This is a genomic window from Streptomyces sp. KR55, assembly GCF_052245645.1.
Lineage (GTDB): Bacteria > Actinomycetota > Actinomycetes > Streptomycetales > Streptomycetaceae > Streptomyces > Streptomyces flavusporus.
The window spans coordinates 1-12,231 of record NZ_JBQQCE010000291.1; the positions used below are offsets into that span (position 1 = coordinate 1).

A 12,231-nucleotide genomic window follows, 5' to 3' on the forward strand; every position below is an offset into this window, starting at 1 on the left:
CTGATGTTCCTGCTGGCCGAACCCCTGCGCAACGCCGGCAGGTTCACCATGGGCGACGTCCTGGCCCGCAACATACCCGGACGGGCCGTGCGTATCGCGGCCTGCGTGGTGACACTTTCGGCGACCCTGCCCTTCCTGGTCGTCCAGCTCTCCGGAGCCGGGTCGCTGCTCACCTTCATCCTGAACATCCCACACATGGCGGGCGTCAGGACGGCGTGCATCGTCATCGTCGGCACTCTGATGATCATTTATGCGGCGATCGGGGGTATGAGGGGCACCGCGCTCATTCAGATGATCAAGATCGTGCTCCTGCTCGGCACCAGCATCGTCGTCGCCGCTCTCGTGCTCAACCGCTTCGACTGGAGCCCCGGCGACATCCTCAGGGCCGCCCAACACGGCAGCGGCGCGGGCCCCGCCTACCTTCAGCAGGGCCTGCAGCTCGGCACTTCGGCCGGTGGCCGGCTGGACTTCGTCAGTCTCCAGATCACCGTCATCCTCGGTGTGGCCTGCCTGCCGCACATCACGATGCGTCTGTACTCCTCGCAGGACGTGCCGGCCGTGCGTCGCTCCATGTCGTGGGCGGTCGGCACGGTCACCACGTTCTGCCTGCTCGTGATCATCATGGGTACGGGTGCGGCGGCCCTGGTGGGATCGCGGTACATCACCGCGGCCGACCCGCACGGCAGAACGTCGGTGCTCATGCTGTCGCAGGTGCTCGGCGGGGCCCCCGACTCCGCGGGCGCGACGATCCTCTACTCGGCCGTGGCGGGCATGGTGTTCATCACCCTGCTGTCGTCGGTCGCAGGGATGACCCTGGCCGCGGCCTCGTCACTCGCCCACGACCTGTTCGCCCATGTGGTGCAGCGGGGACAAGCCGAGCCGCGTACCGAGATGACGGTGGCGGCGTGGACGAGCGTGGTCGTGGGGATCGTTGCCATCGGGCTCGCCACCATGGTGCAGAACTGGGACGCCGGCGTGTTGACCACTCTGGCCATCTGCATAGGAGCATCGGCGGTGGCACCCGCGCTCACCTACTCCCTGTTCTGGCGAGGGTTCACGCGCACCGGCCTGCTCGCCACCCTCTACGGCGGCGCGGCCTGCGCATTGCTGCTCATGGTCTTCTCCAAGGCCGTTTCGGGCACGCCGTCCGCCGTCTTCCCGGACGCCGACTTCGCCCTGTTCCCCATGCAGTCCACCGGACTGGTCTCCATCCCGTTCGGCTACCTGGCGGGCTGGCTGGGCAGCTGTCTGGACCACCGGCGCCGTGCCGCCGAGAGCCGCGAGCACCGGCGCCTGTACGAGGAGAGCGAGGCACGGCTGCTCGCCGCAGCCGAATGACCACGGCAGCGTGGGCGGGCCGACTCCATGCGGTCTCCCGCGCCGGCCGCGGCCCGAGACGGTCAGACGGGCGTGCCGGTCAGTGGTTGTTCGGTCCACACGGTCTTGCCCTCGCGGGTGTAGCGGGTACCCCAGCGTTCGGTCATCTGGGCCACCAGGAACAGGCCGCGCCCGCCCTCGTCGGTCGTACGGGCGCGGCGCAGGTGGGGTGAGGTGTGGCTGGTGTCGCTGACCTCGCACACCAGACACCGTTCACGGATCAGCCGCAAGGTCGCCGGACCGCCGGCGTAGCGGTAGACGTTGGTGACCAGTTCGCTGGCGATCAACTCGGTGGTGAACGCCAAGTGCTCCAGACCCCATTCGCTCAGCTTGGCCGAGGTCAATGCCCGGGCCCGGGCGGCGCTGGCAGGCTCCAGCGGCAGACGCCAGGAGGCGACATCGTCCGCCGGCAGCATGCGGGTGCGGGCGATCAGCAACGCGACGTCGTCGCTGGGGCGCGCGGGCACGAGCGAGTCGACGACCGCTTGGCATGTCCGTTCCAGCGCATCCGCGGGGCGGGTGAGCGCTGCACACAGCTTCGCCAGGCCGACGTCGGCATCGATGTGACGCTCGCCGATGAGTCCGTTGGTGTACAGGCACAGCAGGCTTCCCTCGGCCAGTTCGATGTCCCGGGCCTCGAACGGCAGGCCGCCCAGGCCGAGCGGTGGGCCGGCGGGCAGGTCGAGCAGAGCCACCTGTCCATCCGGAGCGGTCACCGCGGGCGGCGGGTGACCGGCGCGGGCCACGGAGCAGCGTCCGGAGACGGGGTCGTACACGGCGTACAGGCAGGTGGCGCCGACGACCTGCTCCCCCACGGGCCGTTCGCCGACTGCTTCCTGTTCGGCCGCCAGCAGAAGGACCAGGTCGTCAAGGCGGGAAAGGACCTCGTCCGGTTCCAGGTCGAGGCTGGCGAGCGTATGGACGGCGGTGCGCAGCCGGCCCATGGTGGCGGCGGCATGGATGCCGCGTCCCACCACGTCGCCGACGACGAGGGCAACCCGGGCCCCGGACAGGGGAATGACGTCGAACCAGTCGCCGCCCAGGCCCGGGGCCGCGCTGGCCGGCAGGTACCGCAGGGCCACCTCGACGGCCGACTGGTCCGGAACCGCCCGGGGCAGAAGGCTGCTCTGCAAGGTGAACGCGGTCTGCTGCTGCTGGGTGAAGCGCCGGGCGTTGTCGATGGCAACGGCGGCGCGCGAGGCGAGTTCCTGGGCGAGGGTGAGATCGTCCGCCTCGAAGGCATCGGGGCGGCGCGAGCGCCACAGGGTCATCACGCCCAGCACCAGGCCACGCGCGGCAAGAGGTACCACGATCAGGGAGTGGGCGCTCAGGTCCGGAGCGTGGGCCCCCTGGCGGCCTTCCGCCGAGAACCAGTCGGGCGAGAGAACCGGTTCCAGGACGGGCCGTCCCTCGGCCAGGCATCCGGCCTGCGGTGTGTCGGGCCCGAACTCCACGGGCTCGCCCTGGGGGTGGGGCGGGCCGGGTTGCTGGGCGCCGACGCTGCAGGTCCCCAGTCGGACCACGGGCCCTGCCAGGGCGCGCGTCGGTTCCTCACCGCGCGTCACCGGCTGAAGCAGGTCCACCGACGCATGGTCGGCGAGGTGAGGCACCATCACCTCGGCGAGTTCCCGGGCGGTCTCGGCCACGTCGAGCGTGGTTCCGATACGGCTGCCAGCCTGGTCGAGGAGCGCGAGCCGACGCTGGGCCCGATGGCGTTCGGTGATGTCCTCGATCATCTCGGCCACACCCAGGACGCGGCCGGAGGGATCCTCCATCCGGAAGGACGACACCAACGCGACCCGCTCTCGTGCCGGATCCCACTCCAGGCGAGCGAACTGCTCGGAGTAGACCAACGGCCTTCCGGTCTCCATCACCTGGCGCACACGGTCCACCGCCTTGCGTGCGTCGTCGGGGAGCAGCATCCGGCCGGTGGGCAGCCCCCGAAAGTCTGCCGCCGGGACGCCGCTGAAGCGTTCGACGGCCCGGTTGACCCGGAGAACCCTCAGGTCAGGGCCGTGGACGACCAGGCCGATCGGGCACTGGCGGTACAACCCGTCGAGGACCGCGCGGTCCCTTTGCCACTCCAGGACATCCGCCGCGAGGGCCCCGGCAAGAAACCACTCACGGACCCGGCCATCGCGTGACAGCTCATGGGCCCTGAGCCCCATCTCCACGAGCCGCCCGTCGCGGTGCCGCAATGTGAGCACGCCGAACCAGCCGCCGGCTCTCCTGCAGCTCGCCGCGGCCCACCTTGCGGCCGGCAGATCGCGAGGATCGACAAGGGCCTCGAACGCCGGACGACCGATCACGGCTGTGTCCGGATAGCCGAGCAGTTCCTGAGCCCGCCGGTTCCATCCGACCACGACTCCCCGGTCGTCGAGCACCGCCAAGGCGGCGAGGTGCAGGGCGAACGGATCGTCGTGGCTTTCGCTGAGCTCCGTCATCCGCTTCTCCACCGCTGGACACGACCATGTACTCGGTCACCGATGTTCTGCCGCGGGTCCTGACCGCGGCCGGTGACCGGCATGACGGCGTCCGTGGCGGTGGCTCGGCGTTCCCGAATGCACGCTGACCTGCTGACCATGTAAGCCTATTGAAACCCGACGGAGGCCGCGGCCTTGCCCGCCTCGTGGCGCGGTGTGGCGGGCATGAGGGATTACGGCAGGCACGGTGGACACCGCGGGGGAGCTCAGCTGGGCCCTGGCGGCACGAAACGGCGCAGCCGGTAGCGGACGATGCCGACATGGACGTGCGCGCTGCGGGCGACTTCGCGGATATGCCGTCCCCTCTCGAGGTATCCCCGCACCGACTCCGCACGGGCGGCTTCCAGCAGCCTGACGGCGGAACGGAAGGAGCGGTGCGCCGCTGCCAGGTCCATCGGCGGGCCGAGCCCGCCGTCACCTCCAGGTCGCCGATCTCCGGCCTGGGGGCACCGACGAGGAGATCCGGCGGGTCGGCGGGGGGGGCCGGACGCCCAGGCGTGGACACGGGCCGACGCCCTTCTGCTGCGTGCCGCCGACGAACTGCGCTCTCGCTCAACCTGAGCGCCCCTTCCTCGCCGCCAAGTACGGGTTGCCCGCGACCGCCGACGGAGGATCGATCGTCTTCGTCGGTTCCGTGGCGGGGCTGCGCACGGCCACCGACTCGCCCGCCTACGACAGTTCCAAGGCAGGCTTGTTCAGTCTCACCCACCGTGTCGCTAAGGAGGGTGGTGCGCCGCGTGGGATCCGCGCCAACCTGGTCGCCCCGGGCCTGATCGACGCCCCGATGGCCGCGAGGCCTCGGCCCGGCGGGCGTCGCGTTCCACCTCGCTCGCCCGCACACCGCTCGGACGCCAGGGCGGGGCGGGGGCGGTCCCCAGGGGTCGGGGCATCGACCGGGACCGCCCCCGCCGGCTCACTTCGCCAGGGGGCCGAACTCCTTGCGGGTGTCCACCGGCTTGCCGAACAACTGCCACCGCTCGCCCTTGAACCGCATCAGCTGCATCGTCTCGATCGGGAAGGCGTCATCGGGCCCGGTGGAGAGGGCGACACCGGGCAGCAGCATGTCCACCTTGACGTCCTTGAGGTTGCGCACCGCGTCCCGCAGCCCCTCCCTGGTCGGGCACTTCATCGCGTCCAGGGCCTTGTGCAGGCTGGAGGCGGCGGCCCAGCCGTAGGCGTTGAACTGGTTGGCCGGGTCCGAGCCGGGCGCGTACTTGCTCAGCGCGTCCTTGTACGTCTTCATCTCCGCGTCGTCGGCCCACTGCGGGTCGGCGGGGTCCTTGAAGTAGGTCGCCGAGACCACACCTTGGACGTTCTTGAATCCGACGGGCTTGAGCACCGTGGCGGACGAGGACACGTTGTTCACGATGTGCAGCGGGTTCCACTTGGTGTTCTTGGCATCGGCGGCGAGGGCCTGGCTGCCGAACTTGGGCGTGGTGATGTTGAGCAGCACATCCGCCTTGGAACGGGCGAGGCTTGTCATCTGTGCCGAGACGGAGGGGTCGGTGACCTCGTAGCTCTCCTCGGCGACGACCTTGATGCCGCTGCCGGCGACGGCCTCCTTGAACCCGCCGAGCAGGTCCTTGCCGAAGTCGTCGTTCTGGTAGAGCACGGCGACCTTGGCCTTCGGCTTCTCGTCCTTGAGGTACTTGGCGTACACCCGTGCCTCGGCCACGTAGTTGGGCTGCCAGCCCGTGGTCCACGGGTGCTTGTCGTCCGTACCCCAGACGGAGGCACCCGTGGCGACGAAGGGCTGCGGCACCTTCCGCTTGTTGAGGTAGTCCCACACGGCGGCCGTGGACGGGGTGCCCAGGGTCTGGAAGACGGCGAAGACCTTCTCCTGCTCGACCAGTCTGCGGGCCTCCTCGACCGCCTTGGGCGGCTGGTAGCCGTCGTCGCGCACGGTGAACTCCACCGTGCGGCCGTCGATGCCGCCCTTGTCGTTGACGTGCTTGAAGTAGGCGCTCACGCCCTTGCTGATCGTGCCGTACGCGGAGGCCGGTCCCGACAGCGGGTAGATTCCGCCGAGCTTGATGGTCTTGTCGGTGATGCCGGTGGTCTGCTGGCCCTGGCACGCGCCGTCGGCGGCGGCGTCCTTGTCGTCCTGTCCGCGCTGGCTGTTGCAGGCGGTGGCGAGGAGCAGGGCGGCGGACGCGGCCGCGGCCGCCCGCAGAGCGGTCGTCTTGCGCATGTGATTCATTCCTTTTCCGTGCGGGGCGGTGCGCCCACGGGTTCGGCATCGGCAGGTGCGGGATCCGCGGGTGTGGGGGGCGCGGAGGGTTCGGATTCAGGCGCCTGGTCGGCGTCGGGGGTGGTGCGAGAGGGGCGACGGGCGGCGGCGCCCCGGACACGGCCCGCCAGACCGGCCAGTCCCGTCGGGGCCACGAACATCACCGCGATGATCAGCAGGCCGAACACCACACCGGGCGCCGCCTCGCTGATGTCCTGGGCCACGCTCGGCACGTACATCACGAACGCCGCCCCCAACAGCGGTCCGTACAGCGAGGCGAGCCCCCCGACCACCAGGCCGGCCAGCAACGTGATGGACAGCACGAAGCTGAACGAGTCGGGTGAGACGAAGCCGATCACCCAGGTGTACACACACCCGGCGACACCCGCGAACATCGCGCTCCACGCGAAGGCGAGGGTCTTGTGCAGCGACAGCCGCACGCCCATGACCTCCGCGGCGCTCTCGTTGTCCCGCACGGCCAGCAGTGCCCGGCCGACCCGGGACCGCAGCAGGTTGCGGGCGAGCAGCAGGGCCACCGCGGTGACGGCAAGGACCACGAAGTACGTCCACTGGTCCTCGGCCAGCCCGCTCCACGCGGGCGGCTGCAGCTTGTCCACGGTCAGGCCCATCGAGCCGCCCGTGACCGGTTCGAGCCGCTTGAGCAACGGCGGCAGGAACACCGCGAATGCCAGGGTGACCAGGGCCAGGTACAGCCCGCGCAGCCGCAGGGCGGGCACCCCGAAACCGAGGCCCAGCAGGAAACCTCCGGCGGCCGCGACCGGCAGCGTGGCCAGGTGGCCGGTGTCGTACCGGTCGAGCATGACCGCCGCCGTGTAGGCCCCCGCCGCGAAGAACGCGCCGTGCCCGAGCGAGATCTGCCCGCCGAATCCGACCAGCAGGTTCAGTCCGGCCAGCGCCACGGCGTACAGCAGCACCATGGTCAGCTGGAAGACCTGGAAGGGGGCGAAGTAGAACGGTGCGCCGACGGCGACGGCCGCCGCGAGCAGCGCGGTGACCGTGGCCCGCAGACGGCGGGCGCGGTCGGTGCCGAGTGTTGCGACGTTCGTGTTCATGCGCGCTCCACCGCCGCCCGTCCGAACAGGCCCTGAGGCCGCACCAGCAGCACCGCCAGGATGGTCACCAGGGGTACGCCCACCTTCAGATCGGCACCGATCACGCCCACGTAGGCCCCGGCCAGCGTCTCGGCGACGCCCACGAACAGGCCGCCGACGACCGCGCCGAGCGGGCTGTCGAAGCCCCCGAGGGTGGCCGCGGCGAAGGCGTAGATCAGCACCCCGCCCATCATGTTGGGCTCCAGGAACAGCACCGGGGCGACGAGCACCCCCGACACCGCGCCGACCGTCGCGGCCAGCCCCCAGCCGAGCATCAGCACCCGGCCGACCCGGATGCCCGACAGCCGGGCGGAGGCGGGGTTGGACGCGACGGCCCGCATCACCAGGCCGACGGAGGTGTGCTGGAACAGCAGGTACAGCAGGCCCATCACGACGGCCACCACCGCGATGATCCCGAGCGTCGACCAGTCCACACGCACTCCGGCCAGGTCGATGCCGCCGCCGGGGAACGGCTGCGGGAAGTCCTTCACGGTGAACGACCAGATCAGACCGGCCATCGCGTTGACGAAGATGAACAGGCCGACCGTGACGATGACCATCGTCAGTTCGGGCGCGTTCTGCACGGGACGGATGACGATCCGTTCGACCAGCATGCCGCCGGCGAACGACACCGCCAGGGTGACCGGCAGCGCCAGCCAGAACGACATCCCGGACGCCACGAGCTGCCAGGCCACATACGTGGAGATCATGGCGAGCTCACCCTGTGCGAAGTTGACGATCCCGGTGAACCGGTGGATCAGCACCAGGGCCAGCGCCAGGCTGGCATAGACGGCGCCGGAGCCGACCCCTTCCACCACTTGCTGGAGCAGTTCGGTCACGGCGCTCACCCGTCCTTTCCGGAGCGGACGGAGACACCGAGGTACACCTCGGCGACCTGCCCGTCCTCGCGGATCCGGTCGGCCGGTCCGGACAGCACCAGGCGGCCGGCCTCCAGTACGTGAGCCCGGTGCGCGACATCCAGTGCGAGCTGGGCGTTCTGCTCGACGACGATCACGGTGGTGCGTTCCTCCTCGTTCACGGCACGGACGATCTCGAACAGCTCGCGCGTGACCAGGGGCGCGAGCCCCAGCGACGGCTCGTCCAGGAGCAGCAGCGAGGGCCGCAGCATCAGCGCCCTGCCGATGGCGAGCATCTGCTGCTCGCCGCCGCTGAGACTGCCGGCGGCCTGGCGGGACCGTTGGCGCAGCTTGGGGAAGTAGCCGTAGATCCGTTCCAGGTCGGCCGCCACGGCCGCGCGCTCGGCGCGGCCCCGCCGCCATCGGCCGGTGCGCAGGTGGGCGCCGATGCGCAGGTTCTCCTCGACGGTCAGGTCGTTGAGGGTGCCCCGGCCCTCGGGCACATGCGCCACGCCGAGCCGGGCGGCCTGCTCCGGGGCACGGCCCAGCAGCTCCGTACCGTTCAAGGTCACCGAGCCGCGTCCGCGGACCATGCCGCACAGGGTCCGCAGGGTTGTTGTCTTGCCCGCTCCGTTGGGTCCGAGGATCGCGCACACTTCGCCGCGTGCGACGGTGAAGTCCAGGCCTTGGAGCACGCGGGCCTGGCCATATCCGGCGTGCAGGTCGGACACCTTCAGGAAGTCCGGCTCCGCACTCGCCCCGGCCTCGGTGGGGTCGGTGGTCGGCTCGCTCATGCCGCCACCCCCAGGTACGCCTCGATGACCGCCGGGTCGCGCTGAATCTCTTCCGGGGGGCCCTCGGCGATCTTGCGCCCGAAGTCGAGACACACCACCTTGTCGCACAGGCCCATCACGAACCCCATGTGGTGTTCGACCACCACGAGCGTCAGGTCGAAGTCCTCGCGCACCGCCCGGACCAGATCCGCGAATTGGTCGACCTCGCCGTGGCTGAGACCGTTGACGGGTTCGTCGAGCAACAACAGCCGGGGCCGTACCGCGAGCGCCCGGGCGAGTTCGACGCGTTTGAGGGTGCCGAACGGCAGCCCGGAGGCGGGGTGGTCGGCGACATCCGCCAGGCCGAGCCGCCGTAGCAAGTCGTCCGCCTGGTCACGTAGTTCTCTCTCCTCTCGCCGGACGCGGGGCAGCCGGAGCGCCGCGGCGAGGTGTCCGGTGCGCCCCCGGCTGTGGGCGCCGACCATGACGTTCTCCCGGACCGTGAGCCGCGGGAACAGTCCCAGGTTCTGGAAGGTGCGGGCGATGCCGCGCCCGGCCACGGAGTGCGGCGGGAGGGCGATGAGGTCCTCGTCCTCGAACCGCACCGTCCCCGCATCAGGGGTGCAGCGCCTGGTGAGGCAGTTGAACAAGGTGGTCTTGCCGGCTCCGTTCGGCCCGATGAGCCCCACGGCGGTGCCCGGCTCGACGGTGAAGGCGACACCGTCCAGTGCCGTGATCCCGCCGAAGCGCACGCTGATACCGTCGACCGCGAGCATGAGTGACGCCCCTTCCGAGGTGCTGGGGGGTGGGCGAGCGTCACAGTAGGTGGGGGCCTTCCGGGCGCACATTGGGTACGAGCACCCAACTTCGCGGTCGCTGACTTGTGCGCCGCGCCCAACTCCCTCGGCATGTCGCCTCCGGAGCCTGTTGACGGGACACCATGAGGGCAGCGACGATCGGCGCCATGCCTCGCGGACCCGCCCTGGGCACCCCCGCACTCTCCGACCCGCTCAGCCGGGAGCGGCACCGGATCCTGCACGCCGTCCAGGACCGGCTCGAGGAGGTGGCGGAGAGCGCCGTCGCGGTGATGCGCACGGAGATCCCCTCGTACGCGCTGCAGGACGAGCAGTTCTTCGGCGACGTACGGGACCAGGTCCTCACGCACTACCGGATGCAGCTGGCGGCGTTGGCCGGCGACCGGGACATCGCCCCCGAAGACCTGGTCTTCAGCCGCGCGGCAGCCATGCGCAGAGCCCGTGCCGGGTTCGCCCTCGAGGACTGGATCAGCGCCTTCCGGGTCGGCCGGCAGGTGTTGTGGGACGCGCTGCTGGACTGCGCGGGCACGTCCGCCGAGGCCCAGCAGGCCGCGCTGTCCCTCGTCACACCGCTGATGCGGTACGTCGACTACGCCAGCACCCATGCCGCGCAGGCCTATGTCGAGTACCAGCAGCACGTGGTCGCGGACGCCGACCGGGAGCGCCGGGACCTCCTGGACCAGCTCCTGGCGGGCGCGGCGCCGACGCGCGGTCCCCTGCTCGCCGCGGCGCAGGCCTACGGCATCGGGCCGCACTCGCCGATGATGGCGGTCGTGGCCGTGTGCGTCGGCGACACCCGCACCGGCGACCTCACCTCGGCCGAGCACGGTTACGCCACCAGCGCGTCCATCAGCGTCGCCGGGCCCTGGGCCGGCCGAACCCTGGTCGTCGTACGTCACGGCGAGGTGGTGGCCGTGCCCGTGGTCCGCACCGGCATGGACGCGGAGGACATCTGCGCCCACTTCGAGGGCGTGCAACGGCGGCTCGCGCGGGAGGGCACGATGCTCTCCATGGGCATCAGCACAGTCGCCCAGGGCGCCGGCGAACTGCCGCGCGCCTACGAGGGGGCACGGGCCGCCCTCGACCTCGTGCCGAGCGGAGGCGGGGTGGCGGCACTGCCGCGTCTGTCTCCCTTCGACTACCTGGCGCTGCGCGCCGACGACCTCGCCCGCCAGCTGGTCGATCCCCGCGTGCGTACGCTGCTGGAGGAGGACCGCAGACGTGGCGACACGCTGGCGGCCACCATACGGGCCTTCGCGGAGGCGGATCTCAACCTGCGGCTGGCCGCCGACCGGCTGCGGGTGCACCACAACACGGCGCACTACCGGTTGCGCCGGATCGAGGAACGCACCGGGCGCAATCCGCGCCGGATCGCCGACCTCCTGGAACTGCTGGTCGCCCTCGCCATCCGCGACGGGGCCGGGGAAGGTGAGGATGACCAGTGAGCGGCATCATGGAGCCGACCGGGACTCAGACGCCACGTCAGCGGCCGGACGGGCAGGCGAAGATGCGCCCGCCGGAAGTGCACGCCGAGCGGGACGGCTCCATTCGGCACGCCCTGCTGGACGCCGCGCTGGAGGTGTTCACCGAGCGCGGTTACGCCGAGGCCGGTCTCACCGAGATCGCGGCGCGCTCCGGCCTCCCCGTAGGCAGCCTCTTCCAGCACTACGGAGGAAAGCGAGGGCTGTACCTCGCCCTCTGGGAGGAGTTCCGGGAGGAGCTGGAGCGCCGGACCGCGGCCACGCTGGCCGCCGAGCGTGGCCGTGGCGTGGACGATCCCGTCGCCCTCTTCGTCGCGGGAGCCAGGGCGTACCTGGAGGGTGCCTGGGACAACCGGCGCCTCGGCATGCTCCTCGTGGAGGACGACGGCCCGGCCGGCTTCGACGCGCTGCGCCGCCAGTGGGACCGCGCGTGGGTACGGCGCAACGCCCGGCTCCTGGAGGTGGACGAGAAGCGACGTGCCGGCCGGGTTCGGGTGAGTGTGCTGACCACCGTCATCGGAGGGGCGGCGCGCGAGCTGGGCGACTGCGCGGACGAGAGGGAGGCCCGGGAGATCGTGGACGAGGTGTGCGGCATCCTCATCCACCTGTCGGCTCCGGCCGGCTGAACGCCCGGCGCCGGGCACGACACCAAGGGCGCCGCACAGACGTGCGGGTGCGGCGGGGCGGCGAGGCGGCGGATTGAGACGACGCTGCGCGGAGTGCGTATCGATTCACGACGGATGTTGCCCAAGGAGGACTGCCGATGGGAATCCCCGACGCCGAACCGCGGCATGGCCTCACGCCCGGGGGCGGTCCCGCGCAGGAAATCCGGGACTCCTTCCAGGCCGTTCTGGACGCCTTGGACGCCGCACGGACCGACCTACGCACGCTGGACCAGCAGCACCGTCGCCTCGGCGACACGGCCGAGGACAGCGCCGGCGCCGGTCACCTGCGCCGGATTCCGCAGGAAGCCGTGGTAGGACCGCTGTGGTCACGCGGCACGCGACCGGCTGCGATGACGCCACGGGAGGCGGGAAGGCTAGCCACGACGAGCGGCGGAGGGCCGACGCCCGCCGAGCCGCCGGCGGCCGTCCCGCAACGGT

The 12,231-nt window shown here is 71.0% G+C and carries 11 protein-coding genes and 1 pseudogene; 5 read left to right on the forward strand and 7 right to left on the reverse strand.

All coding sequences use genetic code 11. The features are described 5' to 3' along the window. Nucleotides 1-1,338 (forward strand): sodium/solute symporter (locus tag ACTWQJ_RS33370; RefSeq protein ID WP_443310236.1); only part of this gene is annotated, 1,338 nt, incomplete at its 5' end. A 62-nt stretch (nt 1,339-1,400) separates the two neighbouring features. Here the strand turns inward: ACTWQJ_RS33370 and ACTWQJ_RS33375 are convergent. Together ACTWQJ_RS33375 and ACTWQJ_RS33380 are read right to left on the reverse strand one after the other, a co-directional pair. After that, nucleotides 1,401-3,821 (reverse strand): SpoIIE family protein phosphatase, encoded by a 2,421-nt coding sequence (locus ACTWQJ_RS33375; protein WP_443310237.1) that lies wholly within the window; start codon nt 3,819-3,821, stop codon nt 1,401-1,403. Nucleotides 3,822-4,066: 245 nt separating this feature from the next. Next, nucleotides 4,067-4,255, reverse strand: a complete 189-nt coding sequence (locus tag ACTWQJ_RS33380) for a hypothetical protein (RefSeq protein ID WP_443310238.1) — start codon at nt 4,253-4,255, stop codon at nt 4,067-4,069. 131 nt (nt 4,256-4,386) lie between these two features. Between ACTWQJ_RS33380 and ACTWQJ_RS33385 the strand changes: the two are divergent. Then, nucleotides 4,387-4,596, forward strand: a pseudogene (locus tag ACTWQJ_RS33385) (SDR family NAD(P)-dependent oxidoreductase); the annotation flags it as partial. 177 nt (nt 4,597-4,773) lie between these two features. Here the strand turns inward: ACTWQJ_RS33385 and ACTWQJ_RS33390 are convergent. Genes ACTWQJ_RS33390 through ACTWQJ_RS33410 form a run of 5 tightly spaced genes read right to left on the reverse strand, consistent with a single transcriptional unit; the run spans nt 4,774 to nt 9,608 of the window. After that, a complete protein-coding gene (locus tag ACTWQJ_RS33390; protein WP_443310239.1) occupies nt 4,774-6,051 on the reverse strand; it encodes an ABC transporter substrate-binding protein in 1,278 nt (425 codons plus the stop codon). A 5-nt stretch (nt 6,052-6,056) separates the two neighbouring features. Continuing rightward, on the reverse strand, nt 6,057-7,163 hold the full coding sequence (locus ACTWQJ_RS33395; RefSeq protein WP_443310240.1) for a branched-chain amino acid ABC transporter permease: 1,107 nt from the start codon (nt 7,161-7,163) through the stop codon (nt 6,057-6,059). After that, nucleotides 7,160-8,041, reverse strand: coding sequence for a branched-chain amino acid ABC transporter permease (locus ACTWQJ_RS33400; protein WP_443310241.1), 882 nt, complete (start codon nt 8,039-8,041; stop codon nt 7,160-7,162). The genes ACTWQJ_RS33395 and ACTWQJ_RS33400 overlap by 4 nt, the downstream gene beginning before the upstream one ends. 5 nt (nt 8,042-8,046) lie before the next feature. Beyond that, complete coding sequence (locus ACTWQJ_RS33405; RefSeq protein ID WP_443310242.1) at nt 8,047-8,853, reverse strand: ABC transporter ATP-binding protein; 807 nt, start codon at nt 8,851-8,853, stop codon at nt 8,047-8,049. Beyond that, entirely contained in the window at nt 8,850-9,608 is a 759-nt protein-coding gene (locus tag ACTWQJ_RS33410; RefSeq protein ID WP_443310243.1) for an ABC transporter ATP-binding protein, read from the reverse strand. The genes ACTWQJ_RS33405 and ACTWQJ_RS33410 overlap by 4 nt, the downstream gene beginning before the upstream one ends. 188 nt (nt 9,609-9,796) lie before the next feature. Here ACTWQJ_RS33410 and ACTWQJ_RS33415 point away from each other — a divergent pair, with 188 nt between their 5' ends. The 3 genes from ACTWQJ_RS33415 to ACTWQJ_RS33425 form a co-directional block, all read left to right on the forward strand. Then, a complete protein-coding gene (locus tag ACTWQJ_RS33415) occupies nt 9,797-11,092 on the forward strand; it encodes a PucR family transcriptional regulator (protein ID WP_443310244.1) in 1,296 nt (431 codons plus the stop codon). Beyond that, nucleotides 11,089-11,754 (forward strand): TetR/AcrR family transcriptional regulator, encoded by a 666-nt coding sequence (locus ACTWQJ_RS33420; RefSeq protein ID WP_443310245.1) that lies wholly within the window; start codon nt 11,089-11,091, stop codon nt 11,752-11,754. Before ACTWQJ_RS33415 ends, ACTWQJ_RS33420 begins: the two co-directional genes overlap by 4 nt. 137 nt (nt 11,755-11,891) lie before the next feature. Then, a partial coding sequence (locus tag ACTWQJ_RS33425; protein ID WP_443310246.1) for a hypothetical protein occupies nt 11,892-12,231 on the forward strand: 340 nt, incomplete at its 3' end.